The sequence below is a fragment of the Pseudomonas sp. GW822-FHT04H02 genome (assembly GCF_058800645.1).
The window spans coordinates 1-24,728 of sequence record NZ_JBXAMM010000011.1 but is presented as its reverse complement, the minus strand read 5'-3'; the positions used below and the strand labels follow the sequence as shown (position 1 = coordinate 24,728).

Genomic DNA, 24,728 nt, shown 5'->3' with positions numbered 1-24,728 from the left:
CGCATGAACCCTTTTGAGAAGCGGCAGACGTATCACTCGGCTCGTCTACCGCACCCTCTCCCTGTCCAGGCGAGAAGCGTGAGTGTTACTCGGCTTTCAGGCCGTCAGCGGAAACTGCCTTGACGCCTTTGATTTTCTTGGTGATGGCCACGGCGGTAGCTTTCTGAGCCTCGGTTACCGCAACAGTGGACGACAGCGAAACAACGCCCTTGTTGGTTTCAACCTTGATGTCGGTGCCAGGAATGCCTTTCTCGGTTACCAGATCGCTTTTCACTTTGGTGGTGATCCAGGTATCGGAGGTGGCCTCTTTGGCCTTGGTCACTTCACCGGCAGCCACCACCATGGGCGACTGGGTGTTTTGAGTGGTCTGCGCAAATGCTGCGTTAGCCATGGTCAGGGTCAGAGCGGTAGCAGTTGCGGCAGCGATAGCGAACTTCTTCATACGAGTAACTCCTGTTCTTTAAGAAAGCCTGCGCCGTGTCCTGGCAACAGGGTTATGAGGGATGTTGCAGGTGCTGTGCCAAGTCTGGGAGACTATAAATATTCATAAAAATCAATAAGTTATAAAATCTTTAATAATTCGGCATCATGCAAAATGCATGACTGCCCGCCAATCTGCATGCAAGTTGCGGCTTTTTCAGCGCGGCCTGGCCAATCGTGAAAAGCCTCCTCAAGCCCCCTCCGCACCACAGCCTTTGGGCGCATAGTCGGCCTCCACAGTGGTGGTGCATGTCCATCCTGAAGTCGCCGAACGGGTCAGGGTCAGGGTCTTGTTCAGCACCGGCCCCGGCGCATTGAGCAGGGTGCAGCCAATGCTTCCTTCACCGGTGGCCGCCGTCCCGCCGGCACTCATCCGGCAGTTGGCGGTCTGGGCCGTGCCCCCGGCCAGGGCCAGGGTCGGATCGGTCCCCTGGTTCAGCAGATCCTCGACGTTGACCTTCAGGGCCGACGCCTCGGCCAGGGCGGCAATCACCTTGGCCCGCGCCTGGTACTTGGCATACATCGGCATCGCCACGGTGGCGAGGATGCCGATGATGGCTACCACCACCAGCAATTCGATCAGGGTAAAACCGGATTGATGTTTCATGGGTTGCCTCCTGGCATGGACGAATGTTGCATGAGCACAAAGGCGTGAAGCACAGCCTGTGCCAGGGGATAACCCACGGATTACGTGGCCTGCAGGCGCGATAGCCCATGGCCTTGAGCGCAAGGAGTCGCACAAACTGACAAATTTCGTCAGCCCCTGCCCCTCTCCGGCAGCGCCTCGCCAGCTAGGCTTGGACAGGTGCATGGCGACCCGACAGTCGGCTCGCGCCCCCACCAAGGAACGTCCGGGGGTCAGGGTGATCTATCACCCGTTCGAACACAGCAGGGCGCTTGCGCCTCCCTATCCACCCTTGCACCAAGGATCGAACCATGGCGGTAAAAGCACCCGCGACCAGTGTCTATCTCTGGCACGGCACCGACAGCCAGGGCCGCCCCCTCACCGGAGAACTCAGCGCCGCGACCCCGGCCCTGATCAGGGCGCAATTGCGCAGACAGGGCATCACCCCAACCCGAATCCGACGCAAACCCAAGGGCTGGCTGCGCCTGCATCAGCGAGTAGGGGCACGGGACATTGCCCTGCTCACCCGGCAGTTGGCCACGCTGATGCAGGCCGGGGTGCCGCTGCTGCAATCCTTCGACATCATTGCCGAAAGTTTCGAGCATCCGCAGATGCGCCAACTGCTGGCCAGCCTCAAGCGCGACATCGAGGCCGGCTCCAGCCTGGCCACGGCATTGCGCAGACAACCGCGCCACTTCGACCCGCTGTACTGCAATCTGGTGGACGCCGGCGAGCAGGCCGGCGCCCTGGATACCCTGCTGGAGAGAGTCGCAACCTACAAGGAAAAGAGCGAGAACCTGAAGGCGCGGCTGAAGAAGGCCATGGTCTATCCCTTGGCGGTGATCGGCGTGGCGGTCGTGGTCAGCAGCATCCTGCTGCTCAAGGTGGTCCCCCAGTTCCAGAGCCTGTTCGCCGGTTTCAATGCCGAGCTGCCACTGCTCACCCGGTGGGTCATCGCTCTGTCACATTTCATCCAGCAGCAGGGGGCGCTGCTGCTGGCCGCCGGTGTGCTGGGCGGGCTTGCGGCGCGCCTGGCCTATCAGCGCTCCCCGAGCTTGCGTGACCGCCTGGATGTCGGCCTTTTGCACATGCCCCTGGCCGGGCCACTGCTGCACAAATCCGCGGTGGCCCGCTACGCACGGACCCTGGCCACCACCTTCGCCGCCGGCGTTCCCCTGGTGCAGGCCCTGGATTCAGTGGCCGGAGCCAGCGGCAACCCGGTCTTCAGGCAAGCGGTGCAACGGATCCGCCAGCAGGTCGCCGCCGGCATGCAATTGAACTTTGCCATGCGCGCCAGCGGCGTCTTCCCGACCATGGCGATCCAGATGACCGCCATCGGCGAAGAGTCCGGAACCCTGGATCATCTGCTGGAAAAAGTCGCGATCCATTACGAGGTCGAGGTGGACAACCTGGTGGACAGCCTGACCAGCCTCATGGAGCCGTTGATCATGGTGGTCCTGGGGGGTATCGTCGGCGCCCTGGTGGTTGCCATGTACCTGCCTATCTTCCAACTCGGTACAGCGATCTGAACATGCCCCTGACTGACGCCCTCACTCTCTACCCCATGGCCTTCGTGGCTGCGGCCCTGGTATTGGGCCTGATCGTCGGCAGCTTTCTCAACGTGCTGGTGTGGCGCCTGCCGAAAATGCTCGAACGCGACTGGCGAGCCCAGGCCCGCGACGTGCTGGGGCTGGAGCCGGAACCTGTGGCTGCGCCCTATAACCTGATGCTGCCGCACTCCCAGTGCCCGCACTGTGCGCAGCCGATCCGCCCCTGGGAAAACATTCCGCTGCTCAGTTACCTGTGGCTACGTGGCCGCTGCGCCCACTGCAACAGCTCCATCAGCCCGCGCTACCCGTTGACCGAACTGGCCTGCGGGCTGATCTCGGGTTTTATCGCCTGGCACTTCGGCTTCGGCTGGGCGGCCGGGCTGATGCTGATCCTCAGTTGGGGGCTGCTGGCAATGAGCCTGATCGACGCCGATCACCAGCTGCTGCCGGATGTGCTGGTGCTGCCACTGTTGTGGCTGGGGCTGATCGCCAACAGCTTCGGCCTGCTGATCAGCCTGGAGGATGCGCTGTGGGGGACGGTGATCGGCTACCTGTTCCTGTGGTCGGTGTTCTGGCTGTTCAAGCTGCTGACCGGCAAGGAGGGCATGGGCCACGGTGATTTCAAGCTGCTGGCCCTGTTCGGGGCCTGGGGCGGCTGGCAGATCCTGCCTCTGACCCTGCTGCTGTCATCCCTGTTGGGGGCGATTCTCGGCACGATCCTGCTGCGCCTGCGCCGGGAAAAGACTTCGACGCCAATCCCCTTTGGACCCTTTCTGGCCATTGCCGGCTGGATTGCCTTGCTCTGGGGTGGTCAAATAACCGACTTCTATCTGCAGTTTGTCGGTTTCCAATGACTCGCTCCATAAACACACCCTGGACCCTCGGCCTGACCGGCGGCATCGGCAGCGGCAAAAGTGCCGCTGCCCAGCACTTCATCGACCTGGGGGTGCATGTGATCGATGCCGATCATGCCGCCCGCTGGGTGGTGGAGCCCGGCCGCCCGGCCCTGGAACAGATTGCCCGGCACTTTGGCCAAGGCGTGCTGCAGGCCGACGGCCAACTGGATCGCGCGGCTCTGCGCAAGCTGATCTTCGAGGTGCCCGAACAGCGTCGCTGGCTGGAAGCCCTGCTGCACCCGCTGATCGCCGAGGAAATTGTCAGCCACCTGGCCCGCGCCGAATCGCCCTACGCAATCCTGGTGTCGCCGCTGCTGATCGAATCCGGCCAGTCGCGGATGACCCAGCGGATTCTGGTGATCGACGTGCCCCAGCAACTGCAGATCGAGCGTACCCTGCAGCGCGACCAGATCAGCGAACAGCAGGTCCAGGCGATTCTCCAGGCCCAGGCCAGCCGTGAGGAACGCCTGCGCCATGCCGATGACGTACTGGTCAACGACCGCGACCACGCCTGGTTGCGCAGCGAGGTCGAGCGCCTGCATCACTTTTACCTAACTTTGCGTGGAGGCCAGTCATGAGCCAACCCCTGACCGTCGAATGCCCAACCTGTGGCGCCCCTGTGGAATGGACCGCGGCCAACATCAACCGGCCCTTCTGTTCCGATCGCTGCAAGCTGATCGACCTGGGCGCCTGGGCTGCCGAGGAGCACAAGATTCCGGTGAGCCCGGATGCCGAGGACGAGCTGTTCTCCGAAGAGCTGCCCCCTCGCGCTCACTGAGTGCTCACCCCGGCGCCGGTCAGGGCCGCATGAAGCTGTAGTCCTGATCGTCGTCGAGGTTTTCCGCTAGAAACTGCAGCTCGTCTGCCAGGTCCTCGATGCTGCGCACACTCTTGCTTTGCTGCACCACCGCACTGAGCAGGGCGCGCAGGCTCAACCCCGGTTCAAAACCTTCCTGCTGAGCATTGTGCAGACTGTCGCGCACTTCCTGCCGGGCCCACTGGTAGACACTCATGACCGCACTCCTGAGATTTTTGCCGAGCATGCAGCTCGGCAAAACACCGTGGATTGATATGGATCAAGGGCGCGGATCCTCGTCTTTCCAAGGAGCCGACAGGTAGCGGGTGCGGTTGAAGGTTTCCAGCCATTCCGGGCAGAACACCACCAGGGCACTGATCACCATGCCGTTGATAAAGGCTTCCGGGAAGATGATCAGCCATAGGTAGCCGACAAAATCTTCCAGCCATTCGGGCATGGCAAAGCGTTCGTCGAACCACAGCAGGCCCAGGCCGCAGAGCAGGCATAACAATGCCGAGAGTGCCGCGGCAAAGAACCCCGAGCAGAAGATATAGACGAAGGGATTGCGCGGCTGGGCCCGTTCCACGAGCCAGGCGCAGGCCTCGGTGACCGCCACCGGCAGCAGGATCAGCAAGGCTCCATTGACCCCCAGCGCCGCCAGGTCCTGCCGGCCCAGGGCCAGCAGGCCCAACTGTGCGATCAAGCCGCCAACTATCGCCAGCGGCCAGTCCAGCAGCAGGGTTACTGCGGTCATGCCGATGAAGTGGTAGGAGACCCCCGTGTCGAAATCCCGGCGCACCAGCCACAGCAGAAACAAGGCGAACACCGTGCCAAACAGCAAGTGCTGGCGCCGGCTGTCGGTAAACAGCTCGACCCAGGGCGCCCGCAGTACCGCCCAGATCAGTACTGGCACATACAGCAGCCAGCCGCCAATCAGGCTTTGCGGCGACAGCAGCGCCGCGCTGATCATGGCTGGGCCCGCTCCAGCGCCGCAGCTAATTGCGCGGCCGTGGCGAACGCCTGCCGGGCGACCAGTTGCCCATCCTGCAGCTGCAGCCACAGCACCTGATCCTCGGCGGCGGGATAGCGTGGTGCCACGCGCCCATCGCGATCGAGCATCACTCGGTAGGGGTAATCCTTCATGGCCGGCACCGCAAACAGTTTGGCGATCACTGTCGGCATGCGCTGGATATCGGCGACAAACACCCCGTGGCGCTCCTGCAGGTAGCCCTTGGGTTTGTCCTTGAGCGCCGCGTTCACCACTTTGGCGGCGTCCATGCTGCGTGCCACCAACAGGATCCGCGCCTGGGAATCGAGGCTGTAGGGCTGGTCGAATTGATCCAGCAAGGTCCAGGGCGCCAGGCGCTCTCCTATTTCCAGGGCCTGGGCCCACAACGGCAACAGGGCCAGCAACAGCATTGACCAGCGCTTCACTGCGCACTCCTTATCGAATGGTTGGACGGCAAACAGTCTACACCGCCCTTGGGCAGGCTCCAGCGAGGTTGCCGGCAACGCCTGCGGAGGTTTTTGCACGGCCGTGGTTTTTAAGGTCATATTTGAGCGCTAAGCTTGGGGGTATGGATGACTCAGATTTTTTGCGCCTGCTTACCATCCAGGCCGAACAAGCCAACGCGTTCCTGTCCAATGCCCGCAAATGGGAGCGTGAGCGTTGGGTCTGCCAGCGCCTGCTGCAAGGCCTGAACATTCCCTACCGCAACGACGAGTTCACCGCCGCCGGGCAAGAGCCCCCCGATGTGCTGTTTCGCGAGGCCAGCTTCGAAGTGTTCTTCGTCCTCGACGAAGGCCGCAGGCTCAACGATGAATGGCGCGACGAACTGCAGCGCCGGCGCAGCGCGTTCTCCCTGAGCCAACTGGTGCGCCGCGAAGCCAAGCCCAAGCGCATCCCGGCCAGCGAACTGTTGCTGCGCCTGGCACCGACCTTGCGCAAGAAGGCCCACAACTATCAGGAGCGCGGAATGAACCTCGGCGAGCTGGACATCATTGCCTTCGCCGCCCTGAAACGCGAAGTCCTGGACCTCAACAGCCACTTCCCGCCCCCCACCGAATACCTGCGCCAGGGCTGGCGCTCGCTGTCCCTGGTGGGGCCGACGTTCGCCCGCGTGCTGTTCGCCCACCCGGATGCACCGGAGTTCCTGCGCAGCAACCTGGGCCGCAGCATCCTCTTCGACGTCGGCATCAGTTTGTAACGCCGGTCAATGCGCCCTGTGTAGCCATGGCGCAATCCGCCCGGCAATGGTAAAAAAGCACACTTGCCTGCCAACGCCGGGCCCGTGCCAGCGAGCCCTCACGCGGCAGCGGCTATGCTCCGTTCATGCCGGATAACACCGCGCTGTAACATTCCTCAACGTTGCGACGTCTATCTGACGAGGTCTTTTATGAGCAGCCGCCTGAACCCCGACGACCAACGCCATGTCGAAGAATACTTGCAACTGCCCCAGCATCGAGTCGAGCGCCGGCCCTTCCGGCCGTGGATGCTCCTCGTGGTGGTGATTGCGGTGACTGTCGCCCTGGGCCTGTTGAGCCGTTTCATCAGTTACCTGACGCTATGAGCTGCTTCGCGCTCGCTCGGTTGACTGCACCGATTTCTTTTAGCCTTGCGAGATATCCCCATGACTCATCGTATTGTCATCGTTGGCGGCGGCGCCGGCGGCCTGGAGTTGGCGACCCGCCTGGGTAAGACTCTGGGCAAGCGCGGCATCGCCAGTGTGATGCTGGTGGACGCCAACCTGACCCACATCTGGAAACCGCTGCTCCACGAAGTGGCTGCCGGTTCGCTGAACTCCTCCGAAGACGAACTCAACTACGTCGCCCAAGCAAAATGGAACCACTTCGAGTTCCAGCTGGGCCGCATGAGCGGGCTCGATCGGCAGCGCAAGAAGATCCAACTGGCCGCCACCTACGACGAAGAAGGCGTGGAGCTGTTGCCGGCCCGGGAGCTGGGCTACGACACCCTGGTGATCGCCGTGGGCAGTACCACCAACGACTTTGGCACCCAGGGCGCGGCCCAGCATTGCCTGTTCCTCGACACCCGCAAGCAGGCCGAGCGTTTCCACCAGCAACTGCTCAACCACTACTTGCGAGCCCATGCCGGGCAGACCGATGCCGTGGAGCAGATCAGCGTGGCCATCGTCGGCGCCGGCGCCACTGGCGTGGAACTGGCGGCAGAACTGCACAACGCGGCCCATGAACTGGCGGCCTACGGGCTGGACCGGATTCTCCCGGAAAACATGCACATCACCCTGATCGAGGCCGGGCCACGGGTGCTGCCTGCCCTGCCCGAACGCATCAGCGGCCCGGTGCACAAGACCCTGGAGAAACTCGGGGTCAAGGTGCTGACCAACGCCTCGGTCAGCGAAGTGACCGCCGACAGCCTGATCACCGCCGACGGCCAGACCATTCCCGCCAGCCTCAAGGTCTGGGCCGCGGGCATTCGCGCGCCAGGCTTCCTCAAGGACATCGACGGCCTGGAGACCAACCGCATCAACCAACTGCAGGTACTACCGACCCTGCAGACCACTCGCGACGAGAACATCTTTGCCTTCGGCGACTGCGCCGCCTGCCCGCAACCAGGCAGCGACCGCAATGTGCCGCCACGGGCCCAGGCCGCGCACCAGCAAGCCTCGTTGCTGGCCAAGTCGCTGAAGCTGCGCATCGAAGGCAAGGACCTGCCGACCTACAAGTACACCGACTACGGCTCACTGATCTCGCTGTCGCGCTTCTCGGCGGTGGGCAACTTGATGGGCAACCTCACTGGCAGCGTGATGCTCGAAGGCTGGCTGGCGCGGATGTTCTACATCTCGCTGTATCGCATGCACCAGATGGCGCTGTACGGAGTCTTCCGCACCGCGATGCTGATGCTTGGCAGCCGAATCGGCCGCGGTACCGATCCACGCCTGAAGCTGCACTAGGCCCCTGAAAAACCACGCCCCCCGCTACGTAACGTAGCGGGGGCTGCTGGCGTGCGGTTACAGGCATTCATCGAGAAAATTCACGACGGTGCCCATGCAGGCGACCCGCTCCTCGACGTGGGGCATGTGGCTGGAGTGTTCGAACAACGCCAGGCGAATGCCGGGAATCTTCTCCAGGTAGGGTCTGACCACAACTGGCGTGGCTTCATCGTAGCGGCCACAGATCAAAAGCGTCGGCACCTCGATGCGTTCCAGGCGCTCGACGATGCTCCAGTCCCGCAGGTTGTCCATCAGCGGAAAACCTCCCCCCCGCTCCGCGCCATCGGTACCACGGCCCTGGGCAAACATCCGCGCCACCTCTTCAGGCCACGGGCGCAGCCGACATACATGCCGTTCAAAGTACAACTGCCAGGCCTGCACATATTCGGCGCCACGAGGGGAGCCCGGCTGCTCATGCCAGGCCAGCACCTGCAACGCCTCCTCAGGCAGGGCTGCGCGCAGTTTCAGGGTCTCGGCTTCCCAGGTGCGCATGTCGGCTGGGGCATTGGCCAGGATCAGCGCACGCAAGCCGGCCGGCGCGCGCACCCCGTGCTCGCTGGCCAGCGCAGCTCCCCAGGAGTGTCCCAGCAGGGCGTAGTCCTGGCTGATGCGCAGGTGGTCCAGGAGGTTGTCCAGCTGCTCCAGGTAGAGTTCAAGGCTCCAGAACGACGGCGGCTTGCCATTCAGACGAGTGGAGAGGCCACTTCCCAGGTGATCGAATTGAACGATCGCCCGACCACTGGCGGCCACATCCCTGAAGGCGTCCAGCGTGTCATGGGTGCAGCCCGGACCGCCGTGCAGAATCACCAGGGGCGTAAGTCCGCTGTGCAGATCCCCGGTGACCCGATACCACGTCTGATGGACGCCAAAGGAGGCATAGCCTTCCAGTGGTGGTTTGCTTGCATTCATTGCGCATCGCTCCCTGATGACAATCAGCCTGTGTCGTTCAATCTTCCGTTCCGCGCTCCGACGCCTCCAGTGCGGCAGAGCCTGTGCTACTCGCCTCAGTTACCCAGCAGGCGATAGTGAACCGCGCGAACCACCGCCTGAACCCGATTCCTGGCCCCCAGCTTGTGCATCGCCGAGGTCAGGTGCAGGTTGATCGTGGCCTGCGAACGCTGCAGGCGCTCGGCAATCTCGCCGGAAGTCATGCCCTCTGCAGCCCATTTCAGGCACTCGCGTTCACGCCGGGTCAGATCAACCGGATAACTGCGAACGCATTTGCTGAGCTGTGGATAGAGATGCTCCTGCAACGCATGAGCAAGCAGGGTGAAGTGGCCCTGAACCTGTTGCAAGTCCTGTAATGCCACCGTGGCATTGCCGGAGCGCAAACCGGTGAGGCTGGCGAAACCGCCCCTGGGTAAATGGATGGGCACGGTCATGCCGTGGGCCATTTGATGATGGTGCAGGTAACTGGATACCGGAGCGTGCTGCTGCCCGAGGGCCTGGCGCAGGACGGTTTCCGCCTCGGGCTTGTAGGACCAGATAAAGGGCGAGGAGCTGTCCAGAGCAACCTGCTGGACCGGGTCGATATGGTAGTAACCCTGATCGCACCAGAGCTCCAGCCAGTCACTGGGGGTATTGCAGACCATGGCACTGGGGATGATCAGCTCGCCTGCCTGATCGAAAGGCACCGGGCTGTAGTCATAAACCAGGGCATCGAAACCCAGTTCCGAGGCCAGTGTCATGGTTCCCGTCATTCGCTCATGCAGCGAGTTTCCGGACAAAAGATGGGTATCAAATTCCGCGAGCCTGCTCTGCATCCTTGCCGCTTCCTTACTGTTGATCCTTAACAGCGAAGGGCCAGAATGCCACGCCCGGCAGCAACGGGCCAGGCAAAACCTATAAGAAATACCAGGTTTGCGGCACAACCAGCGCTTGCCCCAGCGTCATCGGCGCCCATGGCCATGACCCGCAAAACAGCGCTGACAACCAGCTCAAGGTCGGTACCGCACATGCCTGCCCCCGCCCTATCTGCTGCAATGCAGTGTCACGGCCCACCCCGTGTGGCGCCATGCATCGCTCATAGCAGACAAGGACCCAGGCCATGCAGATGCCCCAGACGCTTGAGTTGCACAACGGTGACAAAGCCCCTTCCACCTTCTCCCCCAAAGAATACGCTCGACGCCTGGTCGCCCTGCGTGCCTACATGGCGCAACAGGACATTGACGCCGCGCTGTTCACCTCGTACCACAACATCAACTACTACGCCGGCTTCCTGTATTGCTCCTTCGGCCGCCAGTACGCCCTCGTGGTGACCCAGGAACACAGCGTGCTGATCAGCGCCAATATCGACGGCGGCCAACCGGGGCGGCGGGCGACCTGCGATGCCCAGGTGATCTACACCGACTGGCAGCGGGGCAATTTCTTCGTCGCGGTCAAACAGGCCCTGCCCCGCGCTTCGCGCCTGGGGCTGGAGTTTGATCATCTGACCCTGCCCAATCACCGGGCCTTTGCCGAGCTCTATCCCCAGGCACAGTTACTGGACATCGCCGCGCCCTGCATGAACCTGCGCATGCTCAAGTCCGCCGAAGAGCAAGCGCTGATCCGCCAGGGTGCGCGGATTGCAGACATCGGCGGGGCCGCCGCCATCGAAGCCCTGCACGACCAGGTACCGGAATACGAAGTGGCCGGACACGCCACCCAGGCCATGGTGCGGGCGATTGCCGAGGCGTTTCCGGGGGCCGAACTGATGGATACCTGGACCTGGTTTCAGTCCGGGCTCAATACCGATGGCGCCCACAATCCACTGACCTCGAGACGGGTCAGCCCAGGAGAAGTGCTGAGCCTCAACTGCTTCCCGATGATCGCCGGCTACTACACCGCCCTGGAGCGCACGCTGTTCCTCGGCCATTGCCCCGACGCCTGCCTGCGATTATGGGAGATCAACGTCCAGGTGCATGAAGCCGGGCTGCAACTGGTCAAGCCCGGCGCACGCTGCAGCGATATCGCTCGACAACTGAACGCCCTCTACCTGGAGCACGACCTGCTGCAATACCGTACCTTCGGCTATGGCCATTCGTTCGGCATCCTCAACCACTACTATGGGCGCGAGACCGGGCTGGAGTTTCGTGAGGATGTGGAGACCATTCTTGAGCCCGGCATGGTGGTGTCCATCGAACCGATGATCAGGCTGCCCGAAGGCCTGCCCGGTGCCGGCGGTTATCGGGAACACGACATCCTGATCGTCGACGAGCACGGCGCGTGCAATATCACCGGGCTGCCGTACGGGCCGCGGTACAACATCATTGGCGGCTGAAACTTCACGCCACACGGTGCGCTGTGTGGCGTTGTTCAACCACTACCACTACGGGAGACTTTCTTCAGTCATAACTCAAGATAAAACTCAACGTTGCCAAAATATTACCGCCCTTGATCGAACGAGCAACCAAGGCCTCCGCCTCTGCCTTGAGATAGGCCATGAAGGAAATCTGATTGTCTCCATTGCTCAGCCGCCCCATCGGATTGCTCTGATGCAGCGGCAGTAACTGCCCGTCCTGGGTTTCCAAGCCGATGAGCACGCCCTCGGCCATACCCTCACCAGAGGCCGGCTTGAGATAGGCCGGGTCGGCACTGCTGCTTGCTCCGTCGAACAGAATCTTGATCTGAACCTCTTCCTGCCCGACGTCACAGTTCAGCAGGCGCAGAACGATGGGCTCGCCGCGGGTGCGACCACTGCGGTAAAGCTCCTTGTCGGTGGCAACCAAATGCGGCGCCGCTTTCTCCCGGTCTTCGGGCATCAAGGTGCAGGGCTCGGCCACCAGCGCCCCGGAGAAGAACAGGTTTTCCGTGGCAGCAGCAGGCAAGGTGATGAGGGCAAAGCCCGACAGCACCAGCAGATATCCCAGCCAGGACAGACAACGAGCGTATGGCTTCATGGGGGCTCCTAGTAGAGTTCGGCCATCAACGAGGCAGAGGCGGAAAAAAGACTATTGGGCAGTTTCACCCCTGATTCCTTGACCGGCACGGCTTCAAGCCTTGGCAAGTCCGCGAGATTGACCGGTCTGGATTGGTCAACGGCGAAGTCCTCATCGCCCAGCCGCAGCTTGATCCCCAGGCCCGTGACGGAGGTCTTCAAGACCTTGGGATCGAAATCCGCCGGTATGCCCTTGAACGTCAGCTTCACGCGCCAGACCAGGCCCGCGCCACCCTGCCCCTCGCAGTCGACCTGATAGGGCACCTGCTGGCGATAGTTCTCGCCATCGATCTTGCCGATCGCGATCTGGCTCTTGAACTCCACCTCCAGGCGTTGCCCCTGGTCACCGACCGTACAGGCGGGCGCTATCAGCCGGCCGTGGAACTGCACGTTCTCCTGCCCAAACCCAAGCCTCGGCAGGGCCGCCAGCAACAGACTCAGCCCCAGAGCTAGAGGCTCACTGCTCCGTCGACGGTTCATTGATAGTCCACCACCAGGGTGGCCCCGGTCTTGAATTCACCGGCAGCCACCGAGCTGCCGCGGCCCCTAACCAGTACCGCCTTCAGCAGAGGCGGCATGGCCGGATTGAAGTTGAACCATTCATTGCGACTCATGGCGTCGTTACCGTTTTTCAAGGCGATTCCCAGATTGTCGTGACCCACGACAGCCAAAAGCTTGTTGTCGAAGCCTGCCGCGTTGCCGGTGATCCGCATGCGCAAGGCGTGATTCGTGGCGTGGCTGCAATCGAGGCCATAGTTGATGGGTACGGTCTTGTAGGCGCCGTCGATCCTGGCAATCTGCACGTCGCCGAAGGGCACATCAATCAGCGCCGTGTTACTGCCCTTGATCACGCAAGGGATCGCCGCCTTGATTGAACCGGTGATGGAGATCTGCACGTCACCATGGGCCGGTAGCGCCAGCCACAACACTGGCAGCGCCCAACCCCGCAATAGCCATCGGCTGATATTCATGCCGTGCACCTCAGTCGTAGCTCAAGTGGAAGTTCAGGTTGGCGCGAAAGTGCCCCGGCGATAGGGGCGCGGCCGTGCGCTCGGGAATGATGTAGTAGGTCAACAAGTTGTTGCCAGGGGACACAAGCCAGGTGTGCCCGGCACGTTCCAGGGCAATCGGCCTCTGCTCGGCATCGGTCAGGCGCAGACCAAAGCCGCCAGCGCCCTGGACCTTGACCAACTGAGGGTTGTCCGGATCGGACATCGCACTGAAGCGCAGGCCCATCACCGGCTCGATCGCACTCCAGACCAGCGTGCCACCCTGGGCCTCGTGCCTGCCGCCACGAGTTCTCACGCAGTCGCGCAGCTTCAAGGTCAGCGCCACCGCTGTGCCCTGGTCGCCGGGGCGGGCCAGATGAGCAGTGCTCAATTCTCCCAGCCCGACTTCCTGATAAGCCGACCCCATGTCCAGTTGGCAGGCACTTTCAAGCAACGCGCCGGAGACCTGAAGGATCGCCGTTTGATCGTCACTGGCCGACTGCGCCCAGGCCGGTTCGGCGCAGGGCAACGCAAGCAGGGCCAACAGTGTAAGAACCCTGCCCTGCCCGCCGCTGCAAATCCGTAGGTTGCGCTTCATACTATTCGCCTCGCCCTGTAGATATTCCACCAAGGTCACATCAACCCGGGTTGTTCATGGACCGGGCACTGCACTGGCCGCTCGTGCACTGGAACTCCAGCAGAGGCCGGCCACCGTAGTCATTCACATAGGTCAGCACCGGCTTAGCCCCGAGGCTCTTGGCGCTGACATCCAGCAGCAACTGGCCCCTGGGCTCGACCATGAAGGGCTGGAAGCCGTCCACTGTCTTGCCACCCGCGCTGCTGCTGGCATCAATCAGGGTCACGTAATAAGGCGTGGGGTTGTGCACCGTGTAGCGGTCCCCTGCCAGGCTCAAGGTCAATTTTTCCTGCCACGGCGTCTGTGTCGGGTTGAGACCTCGAGCAATGGCAGCGGGGCGATAGAACAGCTTGATCCGGGTCTGCAGTGCAATCTGCAGCGTGTTGGGCTTGTCGCTGCGCGGCGGTACTTCCCGCAGGTTGAAATAGAACAGCGTCTCGCGGTCCTGGGGCAGTTGGTTGGCCTGCGCCAGCTTGAGAATTTTCACCTGGCTGCTGGAGCCGGCTTCGAGCCGCTGGATCGGCGGTAGCACCACTAGAGGGCTGGTGACCTTCTGGTCCTGCTCGTTCTCGATCCAGGCCTGTGCCAAGTACGGCAACTGGGTGTTCTGGTTGTTGATGTTAAGGCTCACGGATTTGTCGTCACCGTTGAGAATCACCCGCGTACGGTCCAGAGAAACAGCCGCTTGCAGTGACGGCATCGCTGTCAGGGCAAGCCAGGCGACAAGGAAGAGGTATTTCTGATCAAGCGATTTCATGGAAGCCACTGATGGTTATCCGTTGATGGGGGATTGAGAGTTGGCGTCGGAGAACAACCGACAGAGAAACTGCGATTCGACATCGTCGACAGGGGCCGTTTCGGGCAGCACGAAACGACACTGGTCCTTGCCATCCCAATGCAGGGTCATGGCTTCCCCGGGCTGCATACCGCTCAGGTACACCAGGCCGTCCTCGCTGATAATCCCGGTCTCCTGACCGCGGCTATTGCGCACGGTACTGCCGAAAGGCGGGGGCCGGTCATCGGTCAGAAGCACCCGTACCATGGCCTTGTGCCCGGCGATAACGCCAAAGCTGCGATAGCCGATCGCCCCTTCGGTCAGGGTGAACTCCGTCACTGACTGAGTGGCCTCGACATCGTCTGCCAAACGGCCAAGGTCTATGCTGGCCTGGTTGCGGTAGTAGCTGTTGACGTCAGTGATCACCGCCTTGCCGAAACGGTTGGTACGGCTGGGCGCGCCGCTGCCACGCACCGGTACGCCAGGCACGCCCTGGGTATCCACCAGTATCCGGGTGCCGCCCATGCTGTTGCTGCGGTGCAGGGCGCCACCTTCAGCGGTCAGGGTCGCGCCGCCCTGCACAGCCAACCCCGCAGAGCGGTATTGGCCGGTCTGATAGCTGGCACTGGCCACTACCTGGGCCTGGCTGCCTTCATGGGTCAGGTAACCACTGGCGGTATTGCCTGCCTTGGCCGTGCCCGCACTGAGCATGTAACTGTTGCGTTCGTCCACGCGATCGAAATAGCTCAGGTTGTGGCTGGTGGCATTACGGCTGGCGGTGGAGCTGTAACTGACCGAACCACGCTCGCCCCATGGCAGGCTGACGGACAGATAAGCCCCCTCATCAACACTGCCGCCGTAGACCTGGTTGCGATAGGCCGTCAGAGACAGGCTGAGGTTCTTGAGGTTTCCCAGATTGAAATAACGCGACAACGACAGACTGTAGCGATCGCTGGGCGAACTGTTCCAGTAAGTCTGGTGGTGGTAGTCGAGATAGAGGCTGATGTTCTGGTCACGAAAGTTCTTGCTGACCGAGGCTGTGTACATTTCTTTGTTCTGCTTGATCGCCTCGCCACTGCGCCGGGCATCGATGAATTCGTTCATGCTCATGAAGTCCTCTTCCGAGAAGCGATAACCGGCAAAGGTCACCTGACTGTCGTAATCCTCGAAACGCTTGGAATAACTGGTGCGATAGGATTTGCCCATCAGGCTGTCGCCCTGGGGCAATTGCGCCCGGGACTGGGTCACGTCCACCGACAGCGCACCGAAGGCCAGCAGGTCACGGCCAACCCCCACGGCCACCGAGCCATAGTCCTTGGCGCCCAGGCCGCCGCCATACAGCGACCAGCCGTTGCTCACCCCCCAGGAAAACTCCCCGGACGCGAAGGCCGGCCCTTCCAGGCTGTGGTCCCACTCTGACGGCTTGCCCGCCGCCAGGCGGTAGCGCACGGTGCCGGGGCGTGTGAGGTAGGGAATGCTCGCCGTATCCACCTGGAACTCCTGGTGACTACCGTCCTGCTCCTCTACCTGGACATCCAGCTTGCCGCTGACGGCATCATTCAGGTCCTGGATGCGGAACGGGCCAGGCGGCACCTGGGTGTCGTACAGCACACGCCCCAACTGGCGTACAACCACTCGAGCGTTGGTCCGCGCCACACCAGCAATTTCTGGCGCATAACCCCGCAGGTTGGGCGGCAGCATGCTGTCGTTGGTGGCCAGGCTGGCACCGGTAAAGCGGAAGCTGCCGAACAAAGTGGAGTTCAGGTAGTCCTCGCCCAAGGCCAGGTTGGAGCCCAACGAGGGTACGGCGCGCAAGGCATAGAAGCGGCTCCAGTCAAATTGCCGATAGCTCTGCTGCCCGGATGCCTGTTGCATCTGAGCTTGCCAGTCTCCTCGCAGCCGCCAGGCCCCCAGGTTGAAGCCGGCGGTACCGTTACCACTGAGCTGGTTGCTGCGGCTCCTGGACTTCAACTGTTCGGTGGTCTGAGCGTTGAAGTTGTAATCCAACAGGGCTCCGTTAATCCCGTCCTCCCAACGCGACGGCGGGTCCCAGTTGGCTGCGGTGTATTCCAAAGACTCTTGGGGAATGCTCACGTACAGGGTCGCTGTTCCCAGATCACCGCGCACCTGCATACCGGGAATGCTGGAGATATCCAGGCATGCGCCCTCGTGCCACCACGCCAGGGTCTTGTGCACTTGAGCCTTCAGACCGAGCTCGTTCACAAGCTCCGCAGAGATGCATGCGAGACTGCCCTTGGGGTCGTCCTGCGGAGCGATGAATTGCACTGTTCTTTCGGACAAGGAATCACGGTTGACCTGAATCAGCAGACTGTATTGGCCAGGCAGAATAAAGTTGGCCCTGGAGAACAAACTAAGATCCAGACTCTGTTGTTCCTTGATATCCAAAACATCGGTATTGAATTGAAACTCTTCGGCTGCGCCAGCCATGCCGGCTATACACCACAAAGTAGTGGCAACCCATACTCTGTGTTGACTCACGGGCTAACTTCCTTGGCAATTTAATATCGTGACAGAACTCTTTACTTCAGAAATGATGAATTCCGAGCCTGATGGTTGCGTGATAGTCGCCGGCACTCAGCGAAGCACCACTACCTACAAGTGTCAGCAAATAGTTAAGTGCCATGTTAGTGATGGAAACTTCGCTGCCTTTAACTGGCACCCCGGGTATAACCGGATTACCGTTGGTATCCTTTATATGTATGGCGATACCTTTAGCGGTACCTTGAGTGGCGAAATACCTGTCGTTACCCTCACCCTCAAAAACCACCGCGAAGGAGTTGAGCAGCGACTGCCGGGACAACCGACTGGTCGAGCCACAGTTGACGATCTGTATGTCGAACGCCTGCTGGGGCGAAGCTTGCCCACTGACCAGACCACGTATCGGCGCCGGGGCCATGCTGATGGTCTGGTACTGGCTTTGCACCTGTATGGCACAGGCGGCATCAAAGATCTCTCCGACCATCTGCAACTGACCTCTTTGCAGCGGTGGCTGCGCGTGAAGCGGTGCCGCACTCCCGGCCGCCAGAAGCGCCAAGGAGTTGAGCCAAATAACTGTCGAGCGTCTCATGGCACCCCCGGGAGGCGCTCCCGAAGCATGCAACTGCACATGCTCCGAGACGCCCCTGCTCGCTATACCTGTAGTTACTGGTACGCCAGGGTAAAACCGGCGGTGGCGTCGAAAGAGCCGCCCACGATCTCGGCCGCTTGGCCACCGACGACATCACCCTGCAGGTAGGCGCTGAAACGCAGGTTGTTGCTGCCCGAAGCCAGGTCGAACACCGGCGACGCCTGACCCAGCTTGATCAAAGTGCCACCGTCGTCAGCAATCGCCAGGCTGGCGCCTTCCACGCCCCCAAGCTTGAGCAGGCCGTCGACGTCCGACTTGGCACCGGTAAAGGTTGCAGTCACAGTCCTCAGCGCACTGTTGTCACAGCCCGTCAGCTTGAGGACGAATTTTTTCAGATTGGACTTGCCGCCGTTCTTCAGAACACTGCTGGAAATCGAGTCCATCGGCAGGGTTTGAAATTGCGTGTCACTGGTGAGGGTGCACGGGGATTCGTTGATTTCGCCAGTGAAGCGAATCTCGCCCTTGGTGTCCCCTGCCGCCATGCTTGCCGCTGATGCGGCCCCCAGAACAATGGCTGCAACCGCTGCTGTGATTTTGCTGAGTTTCATTCTTGAGTCCTTAATGGAAGTCCTTGAAGTTAAGTAACACTCACAAAAAGCAATTAATCGGAAAACATAGATTGCAAGAAAAACCCGCAACTTAAATCTACCCTCAATCATTAATCGCTTAATGCTTGGTCACCATTCTATTTCCACGAAGAACTTGCAACGATAAGACGCGATCGATAGCTCTACCGGAAATTTCCCAAGCAGAACCAATAACGCCTTAAGAGGTAAACACCAATACTTCCGATATATGACAAAGCGCACCGCTACAATTTACTTGGACACAGCTACTCGCCCACCGTATTGCACGGAGGGCGAGAAAATTGAATGCCGTAAGTTAAAGCTCGATGGGGGTATTCAAGGAATAAGCGCGTTGCGCTTGGCAAACTCTGCCAAGCTGACCTGCGAACCCAGGCCAAGCTTCTGCAGCAAGCGGGTCTTATAGGTACTCACCGTCTTGTTGCTGAGAAACAATTTTTCACCGATTGTCTTGTTCGAATACCCCTGGGCCAGATACTGCAGCACGATCATCTCGCGGTCGGTCAGCGAGGCGATCTGCTCGGCCTCGGACTGTTGCTGCGCCACTGGCGTGGACACATCCAACACCGGGGAAGGATAAAAGGTGTAGCCGGCCAGTACCGCGTTCAAGGCTACCACCAGGTTGTTCAGGTCCTCTTCCTTGTTGACGAAGCCTCGCGCGCCCAACTGGATACAGCGCCTGCAGAAGCTTTCAACAGGCTGCGAGGTCAGCACCAGTACCTCTGTGGGCAAACCCAGAGCCTTTATGCGTGAAAGCACCTTGAGGCCATCCAGCTTGGGAATGCCAATGTCGAGAATCACCACATCCGGCACATGTTCGCGAACCAGCTCCAGCGCATCCAGCCCATTGTCCGTTTCGGCAACCACCTGCATGTTGTTCTTTTCCAGCAAGACCTTAACGGCAAGCCGTACAACAGGATGATCGTCAACAATCAATACACTGGGCATCAGCTCATTTCCCCTCAAAAGTTTGGCCGCCGGACAAATGTGACTGCCTGGAAAATACACGGGATTGCACTAAACAACAGGCCGCTTACGAAGCTACGCGCGAAAACCCGATGCATACGCCAGCCCCCCAAAAAACTCAGATTCCCGGCAATGACCACTAGTTACAAGTGCTTGTCGAGACTGACTGAGATATTCAGAAAATCTTGTTTTTTGGTAGGAAATTTCCTACGCCGCAAGAAGATTCACCTAATAGCCATACCTCAAGAGTCTTACGCAACATAGCCGGCAAATAATGAAGTGAGCCAGCAATGCATCCCTTGAACGTACTGGTCCTGGAAGATGACCCCCTCCAACGCCTGGTCACCGTAACCGCGCTGAAGAAAGTCATGCTGGGGCAGATCCAAGATGCCGCCAGCGGCAGTGAAGCGCTGATGCTGCTGGAAAGCTGCCACAACATAGATATCGCCATCTGCGACTTGAAGATGCCCGGAATGGATGGCCTGGCGTTCCTACGCCACGCCAGTCGGGGAGGCAAGCTGCGCTCGGTGATCCTGTGCAGCCAGATTGACCCGATCCTGCGCCAGGCCACCATTGTGATGATCAAGCATCTGGGCCTCAGCTTTCTCGGAGATTTGGGCAAACCCTTCAATCTTGAGCGTCTGACAACCTTGCTGACTCGCTACCGAAGCCTGCGCCATCACCTGCCCAGCCCTTTACTGCCGTCCGAGTTCCCCTCCTTGGCCGATGTGGTCCGCGGCCTGGACAATGGCGAGTTCGAGCCCTACTACCAGCCCAAGGTGGCGCTCGGCGATACCTCGCTGCTGGGGGTCGAGGCATTGGCCCGCTGGAATCACCCACGATTGGGGGTGCTGCCACCCTCGCACTTCCTGCACATCATGGAACACTACAATCTGCTGGACCGCCTGTTCTGGCAGGTGCTCGATCAGGGACTGGCGCTGCGGCGGGTCATGGCAGCCAAGGGAACCGCACTGAGCTTCTCGTTCAACCTGCATCCCTCGCAGTTGGCGAGCGAGACCCTGACCGAGTCCATTTCCTCATTGCTGACACAGTTTCAAGTGCCTTCCACCAGCATCATCTTCGAGATCAGCGAGACCCGCCTGACCGACGCACCCGCCAGCCAGCTGGAGAACCTGGTACGCCTGCGCACCATGGGCTGCGGCCTGGCCATGGACGACTTCGGCACCGGCTACGCCTCGCTGGACCGCCTGTGTGAACTCCCATTCAGCCAGATCAAGCTTGAAGGGGCTTTCGTACGCAAGATGCGCCATTCCCCCCGGAGCAGCCTGATCATCAGTTCTACCGTGGCCCTTGCCCGTTCTCTGGGTATCTCGCTGGTCATCGAAGGAGTAGAAACACTCGAACAGAAAGAGCGCCTGCAGGAGCTGGGATGCACCGTAGCCCAGGGCTTTCTGTTCGCACGCCCCATGCCAGAAAGCCACTTCATCGCCTATTGCATGCGGTGACCCTGCATACGCCACATTTTCCCATCGCCGGAACAGCAATCTACCCAACGTCCTTCGCCAGTTCATTCATGGACGCCCCCCCAACCCGCCCCTCTTTTGTTTGAAGCGATCATGCATTCACGACTTATGTGGCTTTTCATCTACCTGCTGATCAACGGCGCTCAACCGTTAGCGGCACAGCCCCTGAACCTGCCCAACACGCTGTACAGCAAGGTACAGCTCGATCATCACAACCTCACGATCGCGGAGGAGGACTGGTACTGGCTACGCCAAAAGTCCGAATTGAAAATAGGGGCTGTCGCCACAGAATCACCGCCCTTCAACATCCGCTACAACGACAGCCATTACGAAGGCATTACTGCCGATATCACTGCGCTGATCGGGCAGATGCTCGGGATGCGCATCAAAGTAGTGCCCTTTGCCAGTCGTACCGATGCGATCCAGGCCTTGCAGGCGGGTGACATCGACTTTCTGGGCGGTTATGACCCCGTGCTGCCGGGCCCCTCCATCAGGCTCACGCAGCCTTATGCGACCAGTCGCCTCGCACTGTTCAAACGCAGCCATGGACAACACCGTTTTCCATCGGACCTTGCCGGATTGCGGGTAGCGGTCACTGAAGAGCACAGCCATAAGTTGCAGTCACTTTTCCCCCTGGCACAGCCCATGCCCTTCCCTTCACATGAGGAGGCAATCGCCGCAGCGGCCTTCGGCGAGGCCGACCTGTATTTCGACGACCTGCTCAGCGCCTACTACAACCTCAATCGCTCCTATTACGGCATTCTCAAATTCGATCGTTTCTCCGAGTCTGCACAACGCGGATACAGCTATGTCCTGAAAAGCGACAACCAGCGCCTGCAACGCATACTGGATCAAAGCATCTACGCCATCGGCAAAGAGCGACTGGTCGACCTGAGTCGCAGTTGGGTGGGCAGCGGCATCATTCCTATAGACGAGAAAGTGCTGCTTACCCCAGAGGAAACACGCTGGATCGCCCGCAACCCCAGGGTGCGGCTGATGATCAACGACGACCTGGCTCCTGTGGCATTTTTTGATACCGACGGGGTCTTCTCCGGCATTGCTGCCGAGTTGCTGGAAGCCATTACCCAACGCACCGGCCTGAAGTTCCAGGTCATCACCCGCAACGGCAGTTACCCGCAACAGATCGAGGCACTGCAAAAGTCAGAAGCGGATCTGGCCATCATGACGCGCAACGTGCAACGAGAGGAAACCCTGCGTTTCAGCCGCCCATTCCTGACCAGCCCCTTCGTTCTGATCACCGGTTCAGGCAACGAGAAAATAGCCCTCTCGCCCAACAGCCTGGCAGGTAAGCGCCTGGCCATTCCCACCGGCCATGTGACGTTGCAGGAGGTGCGCAGGCTCTATCCGCAGGCCGAGGTAATCGAGGCCGGCACCTCGCTGGATAGCATGAACATGGTTTATGCAGGCAAGGCGGATGTGGCAGTGGTCTCAATGCACGCCGCTCGTTACTACATCGTTCGACTGTTTCAGAACAACCTGGAGATTGCCGGCAGGATCTCCACATCCCAGGCCAACGCCAGTTTCGCCCTGCGCCGCAGTAGCTCGGAACTGCAATCGATTCTCGACAAGGCCCTGCTCAGCCTGCCCGCGGACGACTTGAATGCCATCGCCAACCACTGGCGCTCACCACCGGGCATGAGTGGTGAAACCTGGCGCGACTATGAATGGGTGATCGCCAAAATCATCGCCGGTGCGGCCTTGCTGCTCCTGCTGGTACTGGCCTGGGTCTTCTATCTGCAACGCCGGGTCAAGGCCGAAAAAAACCTCAATGAACAATTGCGCTTCATCGAGAACATCACCGAAAACATGCCACCCGTGCTCTACATACGGGACGCCACAGGAAAAATGCTCTCCTGCAACTGCAGCTATCTGCAAAGTGTCGGTCTCAGTGCCGAGCAGGTCGTGGGCAGGACTATAGAGGAACTGCCCTCCGAGCACTTCAGTGCCGAACCCGACCTTCACCAGCACTACCTGCAAGCCATCCGCGACGGCCAGACCGTGACCTCGGTCTGTACCATTCAACTGCAGGGCAAGGATGCCTGGGTCGAGCACTGGATCCAGCCATTCCAGGACACCAAGGGCGCCATCAAGGGGGTGATCTGCGGCTGGCTGGACATTACCAAGCACCGTCATCTGGTGCAGGAACTGAAAGAGGCGAAGAACCTCGCCGATGAAGCCAGCCGAGCCAAGACCACGTTTCTAGCTACCATGAGCCACGAAATACGCACGCCCATGAACGCCATCATCGGCATTCTGGAACTGGCGTTGAAACGCGCCGAGAGCGATCGGATCGAACGCTCAAGCATCGAAATCGCCTATAGCTCGGCAAGAAGCCTGCTGGAACTGATCGGCGACATTCTCGACATTGCCCGCATCGAGTCCGGACGCCTGAGTCTTTCGCCCAAGCGCGCCAACCTGCGCGAGCTGGTGGAGTCGGTGGCTCGGGTTTTCGAAGGACTGGCCAGGCAGAAACAACTGAGCCTGATGCTGGAAATCGACTCCAGCATCAACGGCGATGTCCTGGTGGACGGAATGCGTTTCAAGCAGATTCTGTCCAACCTGGTAAGCAATGCCATCAAGTTTACCGAAGCCGGCTTTATCAAGGTCACCATTACCGGCGATCTGCTGGAAACCTCGCTGCTGCAGGTCACGCTCAGTGTCGAAGACTCTGGGATCGGCATCTCCCCGACCAACCAGCAACGCTTGTTCCGACCTTTCGCACAGGTGGAGCGCAACGTACAGAACGCTGAGGGGACTGGCCTGGGACTGGTGATCTGTCGATCCCTGTGCGAAATGATGGGCGGGCATGTGACGATGAACAGCACCCTCGGCCAGGGGACCCGGGTCGACATCGAGCTGCGCCTGCAGGTTCTGGAGCGCATGCTCTGCGAGCAACGCCCAGCCCTGAACAAGAAACGTCAGGCGTACCGTCTGCAGATCCTGGTGGTGGATGATCACTCGGTGAATCTTCAAGTGCTGCGCCAGCAGCTGTGCTTTCTCGGGCATGACGTGGCCGAGGCGGAGAATGGCCTGCAGGCCTTGCAACGGTGGCGTACCCAGGACTTCGACATGATCATCACTGACTGCCACATGCCGATCATGAACGGCGCCGAGCTGGCTCGGGCGATTCGCCAGGACGAACATGAAAACGCACACGAGCCAGTGATGATCATTGGCCTGACGGCCGATGCCCAGCCCGAGGAAGTGGAGCGTTGCATCCAGGCCGGGATGAACGATTGCCTGATCAAGCCCATCAGCCTGGATGAACTGGAGGAGCGCCTGCTGTGCGCGGGGAAGATCGAGGATGAAGAACGGGAAGTGGTCTCGCCGCAACAGGCCTTTGCCCGCTCTCCACAGGTATTCGATCTGGAGTCGTTGCACACCTTGGTCGGCAGCGAGCCGACGATACTGCATCACATACTCAATGAGTTGCTCAGCAACAATCGTACAGACCGAAAAATCTTGACCTCGTTGATGCAGGAGCAGGCAACCGCTGAACTTGCGGAGCTGGCCCATCGCATCAAGGGCGCGGCCAGAGTGGTAAAAGGCGAACAACTGGTGGAAAGCTGCCGCCAGCTTGAAGAAGCCTGCCTGAGCCCGGAACCAGTCATGAACCTGGTCACGGAGTCTGTGGAACAGGTCCTCCAGGCGATGCAGACTCTCGAGCAGCGCCTGCTTGAACAGGATGGAATCTGGGGAGACACGCCCGACGAATAGTGGCCGTGGGCGCTGCCTAGCGGGCAGCACCGGGGTTCGTGGGCTTTTCTACGGACAAACAAAAAAGGGCACCTCAATGAGGTGCCCTTTTTCGTGAATATGGTCGGGGTAAGGGGATTCGAACTCCTGACATCCTGCTCCCAAAGCAGGCGCGCTACCGGACTGCGCTATACCCC

26 protein-coding genes are annotated in these 24,728 nt (G+C 60.4%); 10 read left to right on the top strand and 16 right to left on the bottom strand.

Annotated elements, in window-relative coordinates:
* Positions 1-85 precede the first annotated feature (85 nt).
* Together AC1RMG_RS32040 and AC1RMG_RS32035 are read right to left on the bottom strand one after the other, a co-directional pair.
* Positions 86-442, bottom strand: a complete 357-nt coding sequence (locus AC1RMG_RS32040) for a BON domain-containing protein (protein WP_011063519.1) — start codon at positions 440-442, stop codon at positions 86-88.
* Positions 443-670: 228 nt separating this feature from the next.
* Positions 671-1,087 (bottom strand): pilin, encoded by a 417-nt coding sequence (locus tag AC1RMG_RS32035; RefSeq protein ID WP_011063520.1) that lies wholly within the window; start codon positions 1,085-1,087, stop codon positions 671-673.
* Between the two features lie 329 nt (positions 1,088-1,416).
* On the opposite strand from AC1RMG_RS32035, the gene AC1RMG_RS32030 reads away from it, so the two are divergent.
* From AC1RMG_RS32030 to yacG, 4 genes are read left to right on the top strand one after another with little or no spacing between them, the layout of a single operon-like run.
* Positions 1,417-2,634, top strand: coding sequence for a type II secretion system F family protein (locus AC1RMG_RS32030; RefSeq protein WP_125063617.1), 1,218 nt, complete (start codon positions 1,417-1,419; stop codon positions 2,632-2,634).
* Positions 2,635-2,636: 2 nt separating this feature from the next.
* A complete protein-coding gene (locus AC1RMG_RS32025; protein ID WP_072445006.1) occupies positions 2,637-3,509 on the top strand; it encodes a prepilin peptidase in 873 nt (290 codons plus the stop codon).
* Positions 3,506-4,129 carry a dephospho-CoA kinase gene (gene coaE, locus AC1RMG_RS32020; RefSeq protein ID WP_125063616.1) on the top strand — a complete coding sequence of 208 codons (624 nt, stop codon included), beginning with the start codon at positions 3,506-3,508 and terminating at the stop codon, positions 4,127-4,129. The genes AC1RMG_RS32025 and coaE overlap by 4 nt, the downstream gene beginning before the upstream one ends.
* Positions 4,126-4,329: a DNA gyrase inhibitor YacG gene (yacG, locus tag AC1RMG_RS32015; RefSeq protein WP_011063524.1), complete on the top strand. Its 204-nt coding sequence runs from the start codon at positions 4,126-4,128 to the stop codon at positions 4,327-4,329. The genes coaE and yacG overlap by 4 nt, the downstream gene beginning before the upstream one ends.
* 19 nt (positions 4,330-4,348) lie before the next feature.
* Here the strand turns inward: yacG and AC1RMG_RS32010 are convergent, their stop codons facing one another.
* The 3 genes from AC1RMG_RS32010 to AC1RMG_RS32000 all read right to left on the bottom strand — a co-directional run bounded on the left by AC1RMG_RS32010 (position 4,349) and on the right by AC1RMG_RS32000 (position 5,781).
* Entirely contained in the window at positions 4,349-4,564 is a 216-nt protein-coding gene (locus AC1RMG_RS32010; protein ID WP_011063525.1) for a hypothetical protein, read from the bottom strand.
* A 63-nt stretch (positions 4,565-4,627) separates the two neighbouring features.
* On the bottom strand, positions 4,628-5,317 hold the full coding sequence (locus tag AC1RMG_RS32005) for an energy-coupling factor ABC transporter permease (protein ID WP_047289276.1): 690 nt from the start codon (positions 5,315-5,317) through the stop codon (positions 4,628-4,630).
* The gene (locus AC1RMG_RS32000; protein WP_026019989.1) at positions 5,314-5,781 is read right to left on the bottom strand and encodes a hypothetical protein; all 468 of its coding nucleotides are present in this window, start codon (positions 5,779-5,781) and stop codon (positions 5,314-5,316) included. The genes AC1RMG_RS32005 and AC1RMG_RS32000 overlap by 4 nt, the downstream gene beginning before the upstream one ends.
* A gap of 143 nt (positions 5,782-5,924) precedes the next feature.
* Between AC1RMG_RS32000 and AC1RMG_RS31995 the strand changes: the two genes are divergently transcribed.
* From AC1RMG_RS31995 to AC1RMG_RS31985, 3 genes are all read left to right on the top strand, one after another.
* Positions 5,925-6,554, top strand: a complete 630-nt coding sequence (locus tag AC1RMG_RS31995; RefSeq protein WP_011063528.1) for a DUF1780 domain-containing protein — start codon at positions 5,925-5,927, stop codon at positions 6,552-6,554.
* 189 nt (positions 6,555-6,743) lie between these two features.
* Positions 6,744-6,917, top strand: a complete 174-nt coding sequence (locus AC1RMG_RS31990) for a DUF3094 family protein (RefSeq protein ID WP_015637073.1) — start codon at positions 6,744-6,746, stop codon at positions 6,915-6,917.
* A 60-nt stretch (positions 6,918-6,977) separates the two neighbouring features.
* Complete coding sequence (locus AC1RMG_RS31985; protein ID WP_125063615.1) at positions 6,978-8,276, top strand: NAD(P)/FAD-dependent oxidoreductase; 1,299 nt, start codon at positions 6,978-6,980, stop codon at positions 8,274-8,276.
* 57 nt (positions 8,277-8,333) lie between these two features.
* Here AC1RMG_RS31985 and AC1RMG_RS31980 read toward each other — a convergent pair whose 3' ends face one another.
* Together AC1RMG_RS31980 and AC1RMG_RS31975 are read right to left on the bottom strand one after the other, a co-directional pair.
* Entirely contained in the window at positions 8,334-9,224 is an 891-nt protein-coding gene (locus tag AC1RMG_RS31980) for a proline iminopeptidase-family hydrolase (RefSeq protein ID WP_125063614.1), read from the bottom strand.
* A 95-nt stretch (positions 9,225-9,319) separates the two neighbouring features.
* Positions 9,320-10,078 carry a LuxR family transcriptional regulator gene (locus AC1RMG_RS31975; protein WP_053160093.1) on the bottom strand — a complete coding sequence of 253 codons (759 nt, stop codon included), beginning with the start codon at positions 10,076-10,078 and terminating at the stop codon, positions 9,320-9,322.
* 284 nt (positions 10,079-10,362) lie between these two features.
* Here AC1RMG_RS31975 and AC1RMG_RS31970 point away from each other — a divergent pair, with 284 nt between their 5' ends.
* Positions 10,363-11,574: an aminopeptidase P family protein gene (locus AC1RMG_RS31970; protein ID WP_125063613.1), complete on the top strand. Its 1,212-nt coding sequence runs from the start codon at positions 10,363-10,365 to the stop codon at positions 11,572-11,574.
* Positions 11,575-11,638: 64 nt separating this feature from the next.
* Here the strand turns inward: AC1RMG_RS31970 and AC1RMG_RS31965 are convergent, their stop codons facing one another.
* The 9 genes from AC1RMG_RS31965 to AC1RMG_RS31925 form a co-directional block, all read right to left on the bottom strand.
* Positions 11,639-12,193 (bottom strand): fimbrial protein, encoded by a 555-nt coding sequence (locus tag AC1RMG_RS31965; protein WP_125063612.1) that lies wholly within the window; start codon positions 12,191-12,193, stop codon positions 11,639-11,641.
* 8 nt (positions 12,194-12,201) lie between these two features.
* Positions 12,202-12,711 (bottom strand): fimbrial protein, encoded by a 510-nt coding sequence (locus AC1RMG_RS31960; RefSeq protein WP_125063611.1) that lies wholly within the window; start codon positions 12,709-12,711, stop codon positions 12,202-12,204.
* Positions 12,708-13,202 carry a fimbrial protein gene (locus tag AC1RMG_RS31955; protein ID WP_125063610.1) on the bottom strand — a complete coding sequence of 165 codons (495 nt, stop codon included), beginning with the start codon at positions 13,200-13,202 and terminating at the stop codon, positions 12,708-12,710. Before AC1RMG_RS31955 ends, AC1RMG_RS31960 begins: the two co-directional genes overlap by 4 nt.
* A 10-nt stretch (positions 13,203-13,212) precedes the next feature.
* Positions 13,213-13,764 carry a fimbrial protein gene (locus AC1RMG_RS31950; RefSeq protein ID WP_262211772.1) on the bottom strand — a complete coding sequence of 184 codons (552 nt, stop codon included), beginning with the start codon at positions 13,762-13,764 and terminating at the stop codon, positions 13,213-13,215.
* Between the two features lie 94 nt (positions 13,765-13,858).
* Positions 13,859-14,614 (bottom strand): fimbria/pilus periplasmic chaperone, encoded by a 756-nt coding sequence (locus AC1RMG_RS31945; protein WP_125063608.1) that lies wholly within the window; start codon positions 14,612-14,614, stop codon positions 13,859-13,861.
* A gap of 15 nt (positions 14,615-14,629) precedes the next feature.
* On the bottom strand, positions 14,630-17,131 hold the full coding sequence (locus AC1RMG_RS31940) for an outer membrane usher protein (protein ID WP_262211771.1): 2,502 nt from the start codon (positions 17,129-17,131) through the stop codon (positions 14,630-14,632).
* A gap of 46 nt (positions 17,132-17,177) precedes the next feature.
* Positions 17,178-17,720, bottom strand: a complete 543-nt coding sequence (locus tag AC1RMG_RS31935) for a fimbrial protein (protein WP_125063606.1) — start codon at positions 17,718-17,720, stop codon at positions 17,178-17,180.
* A 74-nt stretch (positions 17,721-17,794) separates the two neighbouring features.
* The gene (locus AC1RMG_RS31930; RefSeq protein ID WP_262211770.1) at positions 17,795-18,328 is read right to left on the bottom strand and encodes a fimbrial protein; all 534 of its coding nucleotides are present in this window, start codon (positions 18,326-18,328) and stop codon (positions 17,795-17,797) included.
* Between the two features lie 354 nt (positions 18,329-18,682).
* Positions 18,683-19,312 (bottom strand): response regulator, encoded by a 630-nt coding sequence (locus AC1RMG_RS31925; RefSeq protein ID WP_493171041.1) that lies wholly within the window; start codon positions 19,310-19,312, stop codon positions 18,683-18,685.
* Positions 19,313-19,620: 308 nt separating this feature from the next.
* On the opposite strand from AC1RMG_RS31925, the gene AC1RMG_RS31920 reads away from it, so the two are divergent.
* Together AC1RMG_RS31920 and AC1RMG_RS31915 are read left to right on the top strand one after the other, a co-directional pair.
* The gene (locus AC1RMG_RS31920) at positions 19,621-20,796 is read left to right on the top strand and encodes an EAL domain-containing response regulator (protein WP_125063603.1); all 1,176 of its coding nucleotides are present in this window, start codon (positions 19,621-19,623) and stop codon (positions 20,794-20,796) included.
* Positions 20,797-20,907: 111 nt separating this feature from the next.
* Positions 20,908-24,552, top strand: coding sequence for a transporter substrate-binding domain-containing protein (locus AC1RMG_RS31915; protein ID WP_493171039.1), 3,645 nt, complete (start codon positions 20,908-20,910; stop codon positions 24,550-24,552).
* Positions 24,553-24,728 lie beyond the last annotated feature (176 nt).

Coding starts and splice junctions, on each gene's coding strand:
- AC1RMG_RS32040 (WP_011063519.1), bottom strand. CDS start 442: ATGAAGAAGTTCGCTATCGCTGCCGCAACTGCTACCGCTCTGACCCTG.
- AC1RMG_RS32035 (WP_011063520.1), bottom strand. CDS start 1,087: ATGAAACATCAATCCGGTTTTACCCTGATCGAATTGCTGGTGGTGGTA.
- AC1RMG_RS32030 (WP_125063617.1), top strand. CDS start 1,417: ATGGCGGTAAAAGCACCCGCGACCAGTGTCTATCTCTGGCACGGCACC.
- AC1RMG_RS32025 (WP_072445006.1), top strand. CDS start 2,637: ATGCCCCTGACTGACGCCCTCACTCTCTACCCCATGGCCTTCGTGGCT.
- coaE (WP_125063616.1), top strand. CDS start 3,506: ATGACTCGCTCCATAAACACACCCTGGACCCTCGGCCTGACCGGCGGC.
- yacG (WP_011063524.1), top strand. CDS start 4,126: ATGAGCCAACCCCTGACCGTCGAATGCCCAACCTGTGGCGCCCCTGTG.
- AC1RMG_RS32010 (WP_011063525.1), bottom strand. CDS start 4,564: ATGAGTGTCTACCAGTGGGCCCGGCAGGAAGTGCGCGACAGTCTGCAC.
- AC1RMG_RS32005 (WP_047289276.1), bottom strand. CDS start 5,317: ATGATCAGCGCGGCGCTGCTGTCGCCGCAAAGCCTGATTGGCGGCTGG.
- AC1RMG_RS31995 (WP_011063528.1), top strand. CDS start 5,925: ATGGATGACTCAGATTTTTTGCGCCTGCTTACCATCCAGGCCGAACAA.
- AC1RMG_RS31990 (WP_015637073.1), top strand. CDS start 6,744: ATGAGCAGCCGCCTGAACCCCGACGACCAACGCCATGTCGAAGAATAC.
- AC1RMG_RS31985 (WP_125063615.1), top strand. CDS start 6,978: ATGACTCATCGTATTGTCATCGTTGGCGGCGGCGCCGGCGGCCTGGAG.
- AC1RMG_RS31980 (WP_125063614.1), bottom strand. CDS start 9,224: ATGAATGCAAGCAAACCACCACTGGAAGGCTATGCCTCCTTTGGCGTC.
- AC1RMG_RS31975 (WP_053160093.1), bottom strand. CDS start 10,078: ATGCAGAGCAGGCTCGCGGAATTTGATACCCATCTTTTGTCCGGAAAC.
- AC1RMG_RS31970 (WP_125063613.1), top strand. CDS start 10,363: ATGCAGATGCCCCAGACGCTTGAGTTGCACAACGGTGACAAAGCCCCT.
- AC1RMG_RS31965 (WP_125063612.1), bottom strand. CDS start 12,193: ATGAAGCCATACGCTCGTTGTCTGTCCTGGCTGGGATATCTGCTGGTG.
- AC1RMG_RS31960 (WP_125063611.1), bottom strand. CDS start 12,711: ATGAACCGTCGACGGAGCAGTGAGCCTCTAGCTCTGGGGCTGAGTCTG.
- AC1RMG_RS31955 (WP_125063610.1), bottom strand. CDS start 13,202: ATGAATATCAGCCGATGGCTATTGCGGGGTTGGGCGCTGCCAGTGTTG.
- AC1RMG_RS31945 (WP_125063608.1), bottom strand. CDS start 14,614: ATGAAATCGCTTGATCAGAAATACCTCTTCCTTGTCGCCTGGCTTGCC.
- AC1RMG_RS31935 (WP_125063606.1), bottom strand. CDS start 17,720: ATGAGACGCTCGACAGTTATTTGGCTCAACTCCTTGGCGCTTCTGGCG.
- AC1RMG_RS31930 (WP_262211770.1), bottom strand. CDS start 18,328: ATGAAACTCAGCAAAATCACAGCAGCGGTTGCAGCCATTGTTCTGGGG.
- AC1RMG_RS31925 (WP_493171041.1), bottom strand. CDS start 19,312: ATGCCCAGTGTATTGATTGTTGACGATCATCCTGTTGTACGGCTTGCC.
- AC1RMG_RS31920 (WP_125063603.1), top strand. CDS start 19,621: ATGCATCCCTTGAACGTACTGGTCCTGGAAGATGACCCCCTCCAACGC.
- AC1RMG_RS31915 (WP_493171039.1), top strand. CDS start 20,908: ATGCATTCACGACTTATGTGGCTTTTCATCTACCTGCTGATCAACGGC.